This is a genomic window from Microcystis aeruginosa NIES-843, assembly GCF_000010625.1.
GTDB classification, from domain to species: Bacteria; Cyanobacteriota; Cyanobacteriia; order Cyanobacteriales; family Microcystaceae; genus Microcystis; species Microcystis aeruginosa.
On record NC_010296.1, the window covers coordinates 1,692,538 to 1,706,726 of the forward strand.

Genomic DNA, 14,189 nt, shown 5'->3' on the forward strand with positions numbered 1-14,189 from the left:
AGTACCTAAGAAAAATTAATTACACATATCTAACTACCTCTTGCATGAGTGCCTATCCTAACCAAGAAATTAATTTTGCACGACTACTTAACTGGGTGATATTGGCTATCAAAATTATTCTTTTCTTTGGCAAATCCCATGACCACAACACCTAAAACGCTTCCTCAAAGCACTTTTTGGCGGATTACCGAGGATATTCCCGAATCCCTCAAATGGACTTTAATGGTTTCCTCTATTATTGTCCCGCTGATTTTATGGTTACTAATCTCTAGTTTTGCGGGCATTGAATCCGTATTTTTGCCTTCTCCTTTAGCCGTTATTCAGGCCTTAGGAAAATTGGCAGAACAGGGCTTTTTAATTCAAGATACTATTACCAGTTTTTTACGAGTAGTTGGAGGCTTTTTTTTAGGAGGATTGTTTGCTATTCCCCTAGGGATTTTAATGGGAACTTTTCCGAGTATTCGTAGTTTAATGGAACCGATCATTGGCGTTGTCCGTTATATGCCCGCTCCTGCTTTTATTCCCCTATTGGTTATTTATTTGGGTATTGGAGAAACATCAAAAATTATGCTGATTTTTATCGGGACAATTTTCTTTAATACCCTGATGATTATGGATGCAGTTAAGTTCATTCCCCGTGAATTGATCGAAGTAACTTATACCCTTGGAGGAACTCGAAAACAGGTTTTATTTAAAGTGATTACTCCCTATATTATTCCTAATGTTATCGATACTTTTCGTGTTAATATGGCGGCCGCATGGAATTTGGTAGTGGTGGCGGAATTGGTGGCGGCCGATAATGGATTAGGCAAACGGATTTTATTGGCCCAGAAATTTCTGAGAACCGATGAAATTTTTGCCTGTTTAATTGTCCTGGGAATTATTGGCTTTGCCCTAGATTTAAGTTTTCGTTTGTTTTTGCAGTGGACTTGTAAATGGTCAATTACTCGTTAACTTAAAAACTCAATAACAGAGTTTATTCTGTCACCAGTAAAGTTATTTTAATGATAAGAGAAGAACCTTAATGCACTTAGAAATTACTCAACTCAATAAAATTTTCACCACTAAACGAGGTGCTGTGGTCGCTCTGAAAGATATTAATTTACACGTTGAAAGTGCTGAATTTGTCTGTGCGGTCGGGGCCTCTGGTTCGGGAAAATCAACTTTGTTGCGAATGATTGCGGGTTTAGAGCTGCCCACTTCCGGCAAAATTACCGTTGATGGTGTTGAAGTGACAGGGCCAGGAGCCGATCGCGGCATGGTTTTTCAAAATTATACACTCTATCCCTGGATGACGATCCAAAAAAATGTTGAATTTGGCTTAAAACTACAGGGATTATCGACAAAAGAATGCTGGGAAGTGGCCTGTTATTATCTGGATATTGTCGGTTTAACTCAATTCGCTAATGCTTACCCTAGAGAACTATCGGGTGGGATGAAACAACGGGTTGCGATCGCCCGCTCTCTTGCCTGTCATCCCAAAGTCTTATTAATGGACGAACCTTTTGCCGCTTTAGATGTACAAACCAAAGAAAGAATGCACGAATATTTAATTGAAATTTGGCAAAAAATTAGGTGTAGTATTTTAATGATTACCCATGATGTGGATGAAGCGGTTTTTTTGGCTCAACGTATTTATGTTTTGACTGCTAGGCCAGGGACTATACAACGGGAATTAACAATTAATTTACCCGTAGATCGTAATTATAAAATTAAACGACAAGCTCAGTTTTATGACTATACGGATGAAATTTACGGCCTGCTACGGGGTGAGAAATCCTAGAAAAAACTAGGGATCATCAAGAGTAGTCCCTGGTTGAAAACGAGTTAGAGCAGCAAAAATCATCCTCTAGAGATACTTTCCGTTATCTAGCATCGCCAAACAGCGATCGCTCGCTGCTGCCGCCAACCCTAAATAAGTGATGGAACAGTTGTTCAACCATTAAGATTTTGTGATAATCCTGGGTAAGTGTGATCTAAAGTACAGCTTTTTTTGGGAAAGTTTCTCCATCGGTGCTGCCTTGGGGCGCAAATATGATAGAATGCTGGTAAATTGATACAAAACTTTACTTCAAGGTGAATCTATGCCGTTTACGATCGAATCAGCGCGGAGCATTTTCCCCAACACGCTATCAGCGGATGTGGTTCCTGCCACGATTGCGCGTTTCAATCAGCTGAATACCGAAGATCAACTAGCCTTGATTTGGTTTGCCTATCTAGAAATGGGCAAAACCATCACCGTTGCCGCCCCTGGCGCTGCTAGTATGGTGTTTGCCGAAAAAACCATGAATGAAATTCGGCAGATGTCACCCCTGCAACAGTCGCAGGTGATGTGCGACTTAGCGAACCATGCTGACACCCCGATTTGTCGTACCTACGGCACTTGGTCTGCTAATATCAAACTGGGATTCTGGTATCAATTAGGACAATGGATGGAAGATGGCAGTGTTGCCCCAATTCCCAAGGGTTATCAACTATCTGCTAATGCCAGCGCCGTTTTAGACGGGATTAAAAAATTAGAGTCTGGACAACAAATCACCGTTCTGCGGAATTGTGTGGTCGATATGGGCTATGATCCCAAGAAACTGGGCGATTATAACCGTATTTCCGAACCCGTGGTTCCTCCCCAAAATATTGCCGAACGGACCAAAGTTAGCATTGAAGGCGTTACCAATGCCACCGTCCTCAACTATATGGACAACCTCAACGCCAATGACTTTGATGTATTAATTGAATTATTCACCCCTGACGGCGCTCTGCAACCACCTTTCCAACGTCCCATCGTCGGTAAAGAGGCAGTATATCGCTTTTTCCGCGAAGAATGCCAAAATTTGAAATTAATCCCCGAATGCGGCGTAGTGGAACCCGCCGATGACGGTTTTACTCAGATTAAAGTGACGGGAAAAGTACAAACCCCCTGGTTTGGTGCGGGTGTGGGTATGAATATGGCATGGCGCTTCCTCCTAACTCCTGATAATAAAATTTTCTTCGTAGCGATCGATTTATTAGCTTCTCCGAAAGAATTATTAAACTTTGCCCGTGGCTAAATAGCTACTGAGAGAAATCATTAAAAATTCTGATGAAACTTATTAGAGTTCCTTGTCAAGTGAACTCTTTTTTTTCTACAATTAAAAGGCTGACTTAAAAAATTGGGAAATACACCGGTTTCTTCTCTGATCTAGGTAAGAATAACTAAACAATCATTCTTAACAGATGTCGGCGAAAAGAGTCATGGTAGTTCAAAAACCCAAAATTATCATCCCTAAAACTAAAATCATGCCTATGAGTGAAATAATTTGGTCAGATACCGAACAAGAAATTGCTCAAACTGCTTTCCAAAAAGCCTATCAGCGAGAAACTAGCACTTTAATAGAACATATTAAAGAACAGTCTGGTCAGATCACGGTTTTAGATGATATCTGGCAAATGCACGATTATCTAAGCGCCCGACGACATCAGATTGATGGTAAATATGACTATCGCTATACTTCCCTAATTTTTGTCTTTGCCCAACTGTTAAAGGAAGGATGGTTAAAGCTAGAGGATCTCAACGGTTTGGAAAAAGATAAACTAGCGAAAATCGCTGCCCTCTCGCGAATGTAAATTAATGATTAGCATTAAGCTATCAGCTTTCTGCTCCTAGTTGGGTGACTAAAAAATTCATCTCTAGATAATCAACCCCGTCTTAAGTTTTTCCTAAGCGGCAACCAATTCCGCTAGAATGAGTCAATCATCCCGATCGCTTGTCGCTTGTTTTGCACCTTTGGTTTATGTTCAAAAATCTTTTACTTCCTCTAGGAATATCTATCTTTCTCGGTGTTTGTCAGTCTTTGTCAGCCGCCGAATCAGCTATCATCAAATACTACATCTTCCAAGGGTCTGTATCGGTATCAGAATTAAAGCAATTGAGCGAAACAGGCGAATTAGCTCCCGCTTTAGCGGCACAATTAAAGATGGCTAACCAAAAACCCGAAGAATTCCGTAAAATCCTTAATCGTCGGGTAGCGGTGGATGCCGTCTTTCTTTCCAAATTTCTTAATAGTTTTTTTGGCGAAAGTTTGCTAGATTATGCCGCCGAAATTGTCCACACCCCCAATCGGGCTGCTAGTCGGCAAGCTTTACGGGGTTCCTTAGTCACTTCTGCCCTCAACGATAACGAGATTCAAATCATCGAAGTCCTCGACAATTATCCCACCAGCGAGGTTCATGTGGATGGCAATCGTCTGCTGGATTTAATCAACCAAATTGAATCAGTATTGAAAAAAATGCCCCGTTTACCTTTCTGATACCAAATCCGCCTTTCAGGTTTTCGTGAATTGCGCTGTAAATTGAATAAATTAGGATAATCTGGTAGGAATAATGACCACTTCTTTGTCTCAAAGGAAAACAGTTAGCGGCAAACCTTTTTTAAAGTGGGCGGGAGGCAAAACTCAACTGGTTCCCAATATTCTATCTTTGATTAATTCCCAGATTTCTCAAAATTGTCAGTTTAACTACATTGAACCTTTTGTCGGAGGTGGGGCAGTTTTATTCTCAGTCTTAAATAATTTTTCTTCTGTCCAAAAAGTTATTATTAATGACATCAATCCTGATTTAATCATGGCTTATAATGTTATTAAAAATAATGTCAAAGAATTAATAGTCAAGCTTAAAAAAATTCAGCAGGATTTTTATGAACTTAAAAATCTAGAGGAACAACAAAAGTTTTTTTTGGATAAAAGAATAGAATTTAATTCTCGCAGCTGCGATGACGATCTAGAAAAAACAGTTTTGTTATTATTTCTCAATAAAACTTGTTTTAATGGACTTTATAGAGTCAATAGCAAAGGACTCTTTAATGTCCCTTTTGGAAAATATGTCAAACCATTGATCTGCAATGAAGAAAACTTATTAGCTGTCAACCATCATTTACAGAAAGTGACGATCCTACAAGGGGATTTTGTCCAAACCCTAAATTATGCCAATAACAAGACTTTATTTTATTTTGATCCTCCCTATAAACCGATTAAAAAAACATCAGCTTTTACCTCTTATACTAAAGAAGATTTTAACGATGAGGAGCAAATAAGATTAAAACAATTTATCGATCAAGTGGATCAGGCCGGTTATAAATTTATTTTAAGTAATTCCGACCTTAAAAACTTTGACTCTGACAATAATTTTTTTGATGATTTATATAAAGATTATAATATTCAAAGGGTAAAAGCCCGACGAAATATTAATTCCCAGGGCAATAATAGGGGAGAAATCTGGGAATTACTGATCAATAATTGACAAAAATTAAGCCTAACAGAAAAGACGACATGAATAAAAATATTTCTTCAAGAGATCGAGGGTGGCAAGCTGTATTCGATAGATACAACTTGCACGATCATGATTTTTGTAACCATCCTTATTTTATTAAGGCTGAACAGATTAAAGCAGCAACAAAACATTTTGAAACTACAGGGGAAAGAGAAGTAAGAATTTTATGTAAACAAGATACAAGAGAAAGCCGTCCAGAAGTTTTTAAAAAGCTAGGATTGTTTATTTTACCAGTCAAGAATGGAGAGTATGTGATCTTAAAGGGCGAGGGTTATGTTGATATTCCTATCATAGAAACACCCATAGAAAATTATCAAACTTTATTAGATTTTCAATTAGAAACTTCTTTGATAGGTGATTCAGAAATGCAACATCTGGACTTCGCTTACGCATCGAGTCTAATTCGTCACTTTATCAAAGATAATAGCCTAGTATTAACCATTCGTGGTAGAAAATATACCCCTGAATTTACACTAAAAATTAATGATCATGTTCTTAAAATTAAAGGTGTACAAACAGAGGTGGATGCAGGATATGAAGGCAAGAACCAAATTGTCCTGATTGAAGCCAAAAACTTAAGTATAGACAATGTAATTATCAGACAGTTGTATTATCCATCTAGACAATGGCAACTGCATACTAAAAAGAAAATTGTTACACTATTTTTTGCTAAGAAATCAAATATATATTATTTATGGAAATTCGAGTTTGAAAATCCAGACAATTATAATAGTATTAAGCTGGTGGACTCAGCGAGATTTGAAATCATAAGCTAAATTTATCGTAGTTCTCATATCAGTTAGACACAATTAACTGATTGTTGATTAAGCGTATCAAAATCTAGAATGTCTCTCATGAGAACACTAGAATAAACCGACCATTTTGATCTGCAAAAAATGCCTCGTTTACCCTTGTAATAACATTTTTCAAAACCTGTAGCATACTTATAGAAAAGATAATTAAATCGTCAGCAAGTAATCTTAATTTAGCCTCAATTTTGCTTTTTAAATCGGGTCGGCTTTTAATGATTATCTTAAAAGCTCGTTTAAAGGATGAGCTTAGAATTAATTTAGTCATTGTTTAATTCTGCGATAATATCATCAATGTTTCCCCGAAAGACTTTCCCTTGTTGGTAGTCTTGACGCGCTTGATGGATATTCTTGGCGATTTCTTCTCGTCTTTTTTCAATTTGTCTATGTCGAATAATACTGATTAAATCATCTTGTTCATCACAGGAAAGATTGTCAATCATTTCTAAAATTTGATGAAATTGAATAGTTTGTGACATTGTGGCTTTTCCTTTTTCAAATTAAAGAATAAATTTATTATCAGTACCTAAGTAAAATTAATTACACAGAGCTAACTACCTCTTGCATGAGTGCCTATTTTTTTAGCTTTCCTTGGCTTCTTCAATGGTTTCTCCTTGACCATTTGCACCTGGGATTTCAGGACAAATCGCCCAGTATCCCCCTTCTGTTGCCGCTTCAATGATAGCAGTAAACTCCCCTTTCATGATAGTCTCCTTCGATAATATATTAGATATAGCACCCATGCAAAAGTGAAGTGCAACCCCCTGGATTGACAGAGGTAAGCCCCTAGAGATAGTCTGAAGTTTCTGACAAGAGAAAGACTATCCGAGCGCCTATATCCATCTTAAGCCAAAAATTTGCTTTGACCACAGTGCTTATCTCGCCAATGGCAATTAATTTGGCACGACTACGTTTACCCTTCTGAGTATGAATTTTATCTGCAATCATCCCTCGATCGAGCATTGTTTAAAACAACAATTAATTAATATTTTTCCAGAAAACAACCATAAATTAACTTTCTATCGTTGCTCAAAAACTGATAGTGTCCTCTATCGTTCACCTCTGTTTTATTATTTTACGTCCGCTCAATGTCAAACCATATTTAACCATTTAATCGTCCTTTTTCCGCAAATTCAGCTTAGGGAAGGATGGCTAGAATTATTATTAGATCAGCAATTTTTGTCCTTTTGGTTACTGAAACTAAACGATTTAATCGATCAATTTTTCTCGGATGAGCTTCCTCTCCATCCCAGAGGAGAATTTTTCTTTTTATTTCAATACACTCACGCTCGCTATTCTAGTTTGTTACAACTGCTCAATCGGGAAAAAATTAGATTAATCGAGTCTGAACTATTATCCTGGCATCATCCCGCCGAAATAGCCTTAATCCTGCAAATTTTAACCGTTTGTGATTGTTGGGAACGCCAGAAACCCTATCCCCTAACCGCAAATTTTTGCGAGGCAATGCTCAATTTTGAGCGTAACTGTCGCATTATCGGAGAATCGTCCCCAATTCAGCGATCGAGATTAATCCTGATTAGCGTCAGTCAAAAACTACTTAACCGTCTTCTCCGTCAAAAATGGCAACTGCTGCCGATGACGGAACTATAAAAATATTAACTTTTATGAATTTAGTAGATAAAATCACCAGCTTATGATAGATTTTAATTAGTGTGAGGAGCGAACCAGAATAGAGAGCCGAGACGAAACATGGACAGTCGCCGGCTCTCTTTCTGTTGTTCAGGAATTATTTTCTTCTTGGCGATATTTAATAAAAGTGGGCAAATCAACCCGAAAAGAGGAATATTTCGGGGAAGGGGAGATGATAGGTGCGGGCCAATCCCTATCTTTCTTATTTAAGGATTCTACTGGCTCAATTGTCTCTAATTCCGCTAAAAACTCATCGATGGGAGCCACTTCATCCCTTTCTTGATTCTCTGTCTGAGACCAAGGCTCGATCGCGGCTGCCTTGGCGACAATGGCTAAATCCGGGGGAGAATTGCGATCGCTACCGCGCTGGAAATACTGGGCCAAGGCCGCTTTATACTGGAGGGTGTAGCGTTGCTGACGTTGGAGACGGGTGCGTAATTCCTGCAATTGCTGGTCATAGTTGCAGAGTTTTTGGCTTTTTTCCTGATAACTTTCCTGAATTAAGGCACATTCTCGCTCTAAACGGGCTAATTGTTGACGCGTGCGGGTCAATTCTGCGGTCAAATTGGCAATAATCATCGGTTGCCGTTGTTCTGCTTGACGATACTGTTCGATTTCCCCTAAAGCTCGCTGTAATTGTTGCTTTTCGTATTGCAGTTCCTCGTTTTGCTGCTGGATTAGGGTATCACAACTTTGCCAGCGACGATGTTGCTCGGCTAACTGCGATCGCAGTTCCCCGAGAGCTTGCTCCCGTCGCCAGATCTCCGCTTGTAATTCTTGATTTTGTTGACGTAAATGAGAGGATAGAGCTGCCCAATCTGTCTCATCTGTTGATTGACTCTCATGCTCGACAATTTCAGCAGTAATGACAGTATCCGCATGGGTGAGATGATCGAGGTACAGGTCGGAATTATCGTTCATAAAAGCCAAAGGATGAGGAAACCTAGAAGTTTAGAGACGTTAAAAGCCTTCTATCGTTCCCCAAAAAAAATGGGAACCGCATTGTTAGAGACTGCCGCGCGGTTCCACTGCCGATCCTTAAGAGGAGAACACTATAAATAACTATAAGCTTATTAGGAATTTTTGTCAATACTTAATGAGAACTTTTTTCAATAAGTTGGAGGGTAGAGGGGAATCGACTAATTCGTAGATAGCTGTAGTGCGGGTGTCTGGCCCTAGGGCCAGGGAAGAATTAGCCACAGCAAAATTGATAAGCTTAGACGCATTTAAGTTTCCTACTCGTATCCCTATCTACAAGGCGTTCCAGGATATTAAAGTGCAATGTAAGTGCGTCTAAGCTTACCAGCATCGGTCGAGCGGGTTAGCGGCTCGATGTGCTTCAATAATTCTATAGTTTTTATTTTCCTTGTCGTATCATGCCACGTCCCCCGAAGAAAACCCCTAGCACCCCTGAACCCCCCGAAGAGCCAATTAAAGCCACTCCTCCCCTACAACCTCTACAAATTATTAAAAAGGGTTCTAGGGCCGCAGTACCCCCCAAACCCCCGGAAACCCCTTCAGAAATCATCGAGGAAAAACCAGCCGCAGAAACGGTAAAATCAGTCAGTAGCGAGATAAAATCTCCTTTCCGTCCCCGTTCCGATTCGGCTCCTCTATTCCGAAAACCAATTCCCAAAGCAGAAATTCCCGTCATCGAAAAAGCGACGGGAGCCAATGGCGAAGTATTTAATCTGACCGATTCTGTCCTCATTACCGAACCTTTTGGTAATCGTATTGCCGCTATTATCGATAGTTTTTATGCCGATGCTCAAGGCGAAATCTGGGCGCGACTCAAACCGGTGGAAGTTAATCCCGATTGTCGCTGGGAACAGGCCTGTATTCGCTCTCAGGGTTTGGTAAAGGCTGAGTAAGACAGTTATCAGTTATCAGTTATCAGTTATCAGTTATCAGATTTGAGTTTTAAGTGTGCAGTATTAACAAGTAATACTAAATCTGGTTATTAAAAACTGATTATTTATTCTCCGTTTTGCATGATTGCCTCTTGCATGAGTGCCTCTCCTCATAAGTAGCCTATACTCAAGGGATTTAGTATCATTTAGATAAGATCTCTTGCATAATTAATTTTTGAGGGTTCAAAAACCTCAAAAATAAGGATTAAATGGCATAAAATCTGTAAATAGACCATTCAATTGCTTATTATTCATTCTTAATTCTCCTGACTACTGACTCCTAACCCTAACAACTTTTATCTGATATCATGTTGAGAAAAATTCACTCTCTAAATTTGGGTTTAAATTATGATAACTACACTCATCGAACGAGAAGCAGAACCAATTTTAATTAGTGACTTAACTTGGAGAGAATTTAAAGCTGTTGAACAGCTAATCGAGCGCCTAGGGTTAAGGTTATCTTTTTTAGATGGAGTTTTGGAGATTAGAAAAATGCTTCTTTAGTAGAAATTTATTGAGAATTTTTGGGATTAGATTTTACTCCTACTGGTTTTTTCACCTTAGAAAATGAATTTGAAAAGGTTAAAAGAGAAGGTGATAAATCCTATGAGTTGGGAGCCAATAGAAAACATCCTGATTTAGTGATTGAGGTGGTTGTTAGTAGTGGAGGAATTAATAAACTGGAAGCATACAAACATACAAACGCTTACAAATTCCCGAACTTTGGTAAAGAGTAAAGAGTAAAGAGTAAAGAGTACAATGTAAAATGTCAAATGTAACCTACCTTATTACTGGTTTGAATGCAGTTCCAAATGTTCAGTTGTTAAAAAGTATTAGGCATTTTCTACAATTTCTGCTCCTGGTTCATCTCTAAGATAAGCTAAAAAGGCAGCAGCATCTAACACAAATTTATTCACTTAAATACTCCTGTCTGCGTTCTTGAATAAGTTCATCTACTAAATTTCTATCAGGTGATTTATCTTTTAATAAACCTCTTAATTTTTTAACTTGTTGTTTGAGGCTGACTAATTGGAGGTTGCCGCTATCTTCCAGAGTTAAGATTAATCTATCTCCAGATTGTAAATTAAGAATTTGTTGGATTTCTTGGGGTAAAGTTAAACGTCCTTCTGGTTCAATATCAAGTATGTATTGTTGAGAAAGTGATGAATTAGCAACTGTCATAGCTTTATATTTCCTTGTTTTCTATCTATTTCTAGTTTAGCAAAATTCTAAAAGTTAATCCTGTAGGGTGCGTTAATGAAATGTAACGCAAACAGTGAGTTTTGGAAACACTCAAGCCCGAATCACAGTAATTCTATATTGATTTTCCGTCAGCACAACCTCAGTTGATAACCTTTCTTCCATTGGTAAAGCATTTTTCCGTCTATCAAAGATAAATAACCAACCAAAATCTAAACCTAAACGTCTTAAATAAGATTCTAATTGTTCAATTCCATCAGCTTGCGGATCGCGTTTTTTATCCCGCCATACTTTTAATTCAATCCCTAAAATTACATCTTTATAACGCAGACATAAATCCATTCTATCACTACCAATTGCATATTCCCTTTCTAAAACTCCCCCACCATTAACCACACGATGTAAAAAAGCCATTAATACAATATGGGGGGCAATTTCATGGTAAGCAGCACTACTTAATAATGGTTCGACCTGTTGTCGCCAAAATTTGAGAAATGCTGTTAATAAAGCATCTATATTTAATTCACCTTTTGCCGTCAACCAACTAGGACTAATTAAAGGTAAACTATCCTGAGTTCCTTGGACTAAAACGCGGGGAATTACTTCACGATATATGGGGTTAGAAATAACTAATCCCCCCATTGGATCACGTCTTAATAATCCTAAATCTATTAAATATTGCCTATCATCTGCTAAAGTATCAGGTAATGTTTGCCCTGCTAAAATTGGTTCAATAATATTTTTCACTCGTTTTTCCCTGAGTTTTTCCGCTAAACTATCTAAATGAGTATCTTGACGAGCAATTAATATTTCTTTGGCTGTTAAAATGTGTTCTTTGGTAATAGCAATGTTTCTATCTTTTACCATTTTTTCTACAATTTCTTTAGCTAAAGCATTGACTAACCAAGGTTGTCCTTGAGTTAAATCAAACGCTGTTTCGATAGCTTCTGGTGTGAAAATTTGTCCTGTTGCTGCTGTATGTTGTTGATATAATTCTCCTACTTCTGCAAGATTAAAATTTCTCATAGTCAGAGAAGCAACTTTTATATTAAAAGGACTAGATGTATTTAATCTATCACTACCCCCAGATGCTACTTTATAATCTCGCACATCTCGTAAACCAATTAATCCTACTGAGGTCGGGAAATTTTCTGGACGATTAGGAAAACCATCTCTTAACTGTCGTAAAATAGAAATTAATGTTTGGTCTTGTAAAGAGTCGATTTCATCTATAAATAATACTATGGGACGATTTATCGCTTTTGACCAACCTCTTAAAAAAGCCTTTATTCTGCTTCCTGGTTCTTCCTGTTGCCATTGTTTAGCAGCTGGTTGTAATTCGGTAGGTAATCTATCTTGAATTGTATTATACCAAGTCCCTAAAATTGCCAATTCTGCGGCAGTAGGATCATGATTAAATGCACTTCCTACTTCCACTGACACCATGACTGCGGCATAATTTCCAGTATGGGTAAGTTGTTTTGCTAGGGATAACATTGCTGTGGTTTTCCCTGTTTGTCGTGGTGCGTGAAGGACAAAGTAACTACGTTGTTGAATTAACTCCTCTAAATCTGGTAATCTGACTGTGGGAGAGAGCATATAGTGGATATCGTCTGAACAGGGACCTGCAATATTAAACCAGCGAGTCATAGAATTTTGGTAATAGATGAACTCTTTAAGTTTAGACATTTTTTATGCTCCCGATACATTATTAAAACCACTAAATTTGCTAATGAGAGTTGGTTAATTCGGCAATTAATTGTTCAGGAGTGATAATTCGTGGTGTGACAATGGGGAAATCTTGAGGATTACGGGTAATAATTGCATCCAATTTATTAACTACCGCGGTAGAGTATTGAATAGAATCTTCAAAATCCTGAAAATTGGTTGTGAAAGCCATTATAATTGCATCCTGATTTACTGTAGCAATTTGACAAAAAGTAATTAACTGCTTTAAATAAGTAAGCGTCCAATCTCGACCTCTTGCCTTACGGATAATATAATACAAATCACTAAAAGTTGAGGCGGAAATATAACCTGCAATTGTGCCTTTTTCAATTAGTGATAAAACTTGTTCACTTGCATTCCAAAAAGGTTCTCTTTCTAAGGCATTATCAATAATGATATTAGTATCTATCAGGATTTTCACAGGTTATATTTCTCCTTTAAATATTCATATTTAGCTTGATCTGGATCAAAGTCTGCCGGAATGGCAGGGGCATTTTCAAATAAACCCTGAAATGCTTTGATCCTAGATTTTCTTTTTGGTGCTTCTGGTGCTGGTTCAGTGGTTGGGGTTGTGGTATGATCAAGGGTATCTGTGGCTGCCCAAACTACAATTTCCACATTTCCGGGGGGTAAATTCAGGGGTTCGGTAATCAGCAAGTTACCAGATTGATCAATTTTTCCTTTGAGTTTGTATGCTTGCATGATGTTTTTTATGATACTCTGTTTTTATATCATATCATAGTGAACAAAATTCACGCTCTAAATTTGGGTTTAAATTATGATAACTACACTCATCGAACGAGAAGCAGAACCAATTTTAATTAGTGACTTAACCTGGAGAGAATTTAAAGCTGTTGAACAGCTAATCGATCGCCCAGGGTTAAGGTTATCTTTTTTAGATGGAGTTTTGGAGATTAGAAAAATGCCAGGGAAAAAACACGAAACTATCAAAGAACGTATTGGTGCTTTACTAGAAATTTATTTAGAATTTTTGGGATTAGATTTTACTCCTACTGGTTCTGTCACCTTAGAAAATGAATTTGAAAAGGTTAAAAGAGAAGGTGATAAATCCTATGAGTTGGGAGCCAATAGAAAACATCCTGATTTAGTGATTGAGGTGGTTGTTAGTAGTGGAGGAATTGATAAACTGGAAGCATACAAACGCTTACAAATTCCCGAAGTTTGGTTTTGGATGAATGATGAGTTATTGTTTTATAGTTTAGGAAATGAGGGATATGAAGCTGTTAGTAAATCGCAACTTTTACCGAGTTTAGATGTAGGTTTATTGATGCGCTGTATTAATACAGAAAATCATGCTCAAGCACTGCGGGAATTTAGAGCAGGGATAAAAATTATTGAATCAACATAACAATATAAAATGGTGATTTTTTCCGCCTATCTAAAGATTATGGGTTAACTTAACAGTTGCAGAATGCCAAGAATTAAATTTTCAATATTCCAGCGAAAGGGAACAAGTTTTTAACCGTTTCATCGCCTCCGTATTATTAGAAGAAAGACGAGCAGGTAATATTCCTGCTTGGGAAGGAATTAGGATTGTCAGAGAAAGGATTTAATAGCGATATTAATC

At 37.8% G+C, this 14,189-nt stretch carries 17 protein-coding genes and 1 pseudogene; 11 read left to right on the forward strand and 7 right to left on the reverse strand.

Annotated elements, in window-relative coordinates:
* The first annotated feature begins 138 nt into the window (after nt 1–138).
* The 7 genes from MAE_RS08265 (at nt 139) to MAE_RS08295 (ending at nt 6,080) form a co-directional block, all read left to right on the forward strand.
* Nucleotides 139–954 (forward strand): ABC transporter permease, encoded by an 816-nt coding sequence (locus MAE_RS08265; RefSeq protein WP_012265168.1) that lies wholly within the window; start codon nt 139–141, stop codon nt 952–954.
* Between the two features lie 70 nt (nt 955–1,024).
* Complete coding sequence (locus MAE_RS08270; protein WP_012265169.1) at nt 1,025–1,783, forward strand: ABC transporter ATP-binding protein; 759 nt, start codon at nt 1,025–1,027, stop codon at nt 1,781–1,783.
* Nucleotides 1,784–2,084: 301 nt separating this feature from the next.
* Nucleotides 2,085–3,047: an orange carotenoid-binding protein gene (locus MAE_RS08275; RefSeq protein ID WP_012265170.1), complete on the forward strand. Its 963-nt coding sequence runs from the start codon at nt 2,085–2,087 to the stop codon at nt 3,045–3,047.
* 166 nt (nt 3,048–3,213) lie between these two features.
* Entirely contained in the window at nt 3,214–3,603 is a 390-nt protein-coding gene (locus tag MAE_RS08280) for a hypothetical protein (protein WP_002798313.1), read from the forward strand.
* 167 nt (nt 3,604–3,770) lie between these two features.
* Nucleotides 3,771–4,286: an alpha/beta hydrolase gene (locus MAE_RS08285; RefSeq protein ID WP_012265171.1), complete on the forward strand. Its 516-nt coding sequence runs from the start codon at nt 3,771–3,773 to the stop codon at nt 4,284–4,286.
* A gap of 73 nt (nt 4,287–4,359) precedes the next feature.
* Nucleotides 4,360–5,274 (forward strand): DNA adenine methylase, encoded by a 915-nt coding sequence (locus tag MAE_RS08290; protein ID WP_012265172.1) that lies wholly within the window; start codon nt 4,360–4,362, stop codon nt 5,272–5,274.
* Nucleotides 5,275–5,303: 29 nt separating this feature from the next.
* The gene (locus MAE_RS08295; RefSeq protein WP_012265173.1) at nt 5,304–6,080 is read left to right on the forward strand and encodes a type II restriction enzyme; all 777 of its coding nucleotides are present in this window, start codon (nt 5,304–5,306) and stop codon (nt 6,078–6,080) included.
* 293 nt (nt 6,081–6,373) lie between these two features.
* On the opposite strand, the gene MAE_RS08305 is transcribed toward MAE_RS08295, so the two are convergent.
* Together MAE_RS08305 and MAE_RS28930 are read right to left on the reverse strand one after the other, a co-directional pair.
* Complete coding sequence (locus MAE_RS08305; RefSeq protein ID WP_002798317.1) at nt 6,374–6,592, reverse strand: hypothetical protein; 219 nt, start codon at nt 6,590–6,592, stop codon at nt 6,374–6,376.
* A 102-nt stretch (nt 6,593–6,694) separates the two neighbouring features.
* Nucleotides 6,695–6,817 (reverse strand): type II toxin-antitoxin system HicB family antitoxin, encoded by a 123-nt coding sequence (locus tag MAE_RS28930; RefSeq protein ID WP_002798318.1) that lies wholly within the window; start codon nt 6,815–6,817, stop codon nt 6,695–6,697.
* 223 nt (nt 6,818–7,040) lie between these two features.
* On the opposite strand from MAE_RS28930, the gene MAE_RS08310 reads away from it, so the two are divergent.
* A complete protein-coding gene (locus tag MAE_RS08310; RefSeq protein ID WP_012265176.1) occupies nt 7,041–7,724 on the forward strand; it encodes a DALR anticodon-binding domain-containing protein in 684 nt (227 codons plus the stop codon).
* A gap of 129 nt (nt 7,725–7,853) precedes the next feature.
* Here MAE_RS08310 and MAE_RS08315 read toward each other — a convergent pair whose 3' ends face one another.
* Nucleotides 7,854–8,684, reverse strand: coding sequence for a hypothetical protein (locus tag MAE_RS08315; protein WP_002798321.1), 831 nt, complete (start codon nt 8,682–8,684; stop codon nt 7,854–7,856).
* Between the two features lie 455 nt (nt 8,685–9,139).
* Between MAE_RS08315 and MAE_RS08320 the strand changes: the two genes are divergently transcribed.
* Together MAE_RS08320 and MAE_RS08325 are read left to right on the forward strand one after the other, a co-directional pair.
* Nucleotides 9,140–9,634 (forward strand): hypothetical protein, encoded by a 495-nt coding sequence (locus tag MAE_RS08320; RefSeq protein ID WP_012265177.1) that lies wholly within the window; start codon nt 9,140–9,142, stop codon nt 9,632–9,634.
* A 387-nt stretch (nt 9,635–10,021) separates the two neighbouring features.
* Nucleotides 10,022–10,400 (forward strand): annotated as a pseudogene (locus MAE_RS08325) (Uma2 family endonuclease); the annotation flags it as partial.
* A gap of 182 nt (nt 10,401–10,582) precedes the next feature.
* Here MAE_RS08325 and MAE_RS08330 read toward each other — a convergent pair.
* From MAE_RS08330 to MAE_RS08345, 4 genes are all read right to left on the reverse strand, one after another.
* A complete protein-coding gene (locus MAE_RS08330) occupies nt 10,583–10,855 on the reverse strand; it encodes an AbrB/MazE/SpoVT family DNA-binding domain-containing protein (RefSeq protein ID WP_012265179.1) in 273 nt (90 codons plus the stop codon).
* Nucleotides 10,856–10,966: 111 nt separating this feature from the next.
* The gene (locus MAE_RS08335) at nt 10,967–12,523 is read right to left on the reverse strand and encodes an AAA-like domain-containing protein (protein WP_012265180.1); all 1,557 of its coding nucleotides are present in this window, start codon (nt 12,521–12,523) and stop codon (nt 10,967–10,969) included.
* 79 nt (nt 12,524–12,602) lie between these two features.
* A complete protein-coding gene (locus MAE_RS08340) occupies nt 12,603–13,022 on the reverse strand; it encodes a type II toxin-antitoxin system VapC family toxin (RefSeq protein ID WP_002799496.1) in 420 nt (139 codons plus the stop codon).
* A complete protein-coding gene (locus tag MAE_RS08345; RefSeq protein ID WP_002756821.1) occupies nt 13,019–13,303 on the reverse strand; it encodes a hypothetical protein in 285 nt (94 codons plus the stop codon). Before MAE_RS08345 ends, MAE_RS08340 begins: the two co-directional genes overlap by 4 nt.
* 76 nt (nt 13,304–13,379) lie before the next feature.
* Between MAE_RS08345 and MAE_RS08350 the strand changes: the two genes are divergently transcribed.
* Nucleotides 13,380–13,970 carry a Uma2 family endonuclease gene (locus tag MAE_RS08350; RefSeq protein ID WP_012265182.1) on the forward strand — a complete coding sequence of 197 codons (591 nt, stop codon included), beginning with the start codon at nt 13,380–13,382 and terminating at the stop codon, nt 13,968–13,970.
* The last annotated feature ends 219 nt before the right edge of the window (nt 13,971–14,189 follow it).

Bases quoted from the DNA above. Each gene is read 5' to 3' on its own strand.
- MAE_RS08265 (WP_012265168.1), top strand. From the start codon at position 139: ATGACCACAACACCTAAAACGCTTCCTCAAAGCACTTTTTGGCGGATT.
- MAE_RS08270 (WP_012265169.1), top strand. From the start codon at position 1,025: ATGCACTTAGAAATTACTCAACTCAATAAAATTTTCACCACTAAACGA.
- MAE_RS08275 (WP_012265170.1), top strand. From the start codon at position 2,085: ATGCCGTTTACGATCGAATCAGCGCGGAGCATTTTCCCCAACACGCTA.
- MAE_RS08280 (WP_002798313.1), top strand. From the start codon at position 3,214: ATGTCGGCGAAAAGAGTCATGGTAGTTCAAAAACCCAAAATTATCATC.
- MAE_RS08285 (WP_012265171.1), top strand. From the start codon at position 3,771: ATGTTCAAAAATCTTTTACTTCCTCTAGGAATATCTATCTTTCTCGGT.
- MAE_RS08290 (WP_012265172.1), top strand. From the start codon at position 4,360: ATGACCACTTCTTTGTCTCAAAGGAAAACAGTTAGCGGCAAACCTTTT.
- MAE_RS08295 (WP_012265173.1), top strand. From the start codon at position 5,304: ATGAATAAAAATATTTCTTCAAGAGATCGAGGGTGGCAAGCTGTATTC.
- MAE_RS08305 (WP_002798317.1), bottom strand. From the start codon at position 6,592: ATGTCACAAACTATTCAATTTCATCAAATTTTAGAAATGATTGACAAT.
- MAE_RS28930 (WP_002798318.1), bottom strand. From the start codon at position 6,817: ATGAAAGGGGAGTTTACTGCTATCATTGAAGCGGCAACAGAAGGGGGA.
- MAE_RS08310 (WP_012265176.1), top strand. From the start codon at position 7,041: ATGAATTTTATCTGCAATCATCCCTCGATCGAGCATTGTTTAAAACAA.
- MAE_RS08315 (WP_002798321.1), bottom strand. From the start codon at position 8,684: ATGAACGATAATTCCGACCTGTACCTCGATCATCTCACCCATGCGGAT.
- MAE_RS08320 (WP_012265177.1), top strand. From the start codon at position 9,140: ATGCCACGTCCCCCGAAGAAAACCCCTAGCACCCCTGAACCCCCCGAA.
- MAE_RS08330 (WP_012265179.1), bottom strand. From the start codon at position 10,855: ATGACAGTTGCTAATTCATCACTTTCTCAACAATACATACTTGATATT.
- MAE_RS08335 (WP_012265180.1), bottom strand. From the start codon at position 12,523: ATGACTCGCTGGTTTAATATTGCAGGTCCCTGTTCAGACGATATCCAC.
- MAE_RS08345 (WP_002756821.1), bottom strand. From the start codon at position 13,303: ATGCAAGCATACAAACTCAAAGGAAAAATTGATCAATCTGGTAACTTG.
- MAE_RS08350 (WP_012265182.1), top strand. From the start codon at position 13,380: ATGATAACTACACTCATCGAACGAGAAGCAGAACCAATTTTAATTAGT.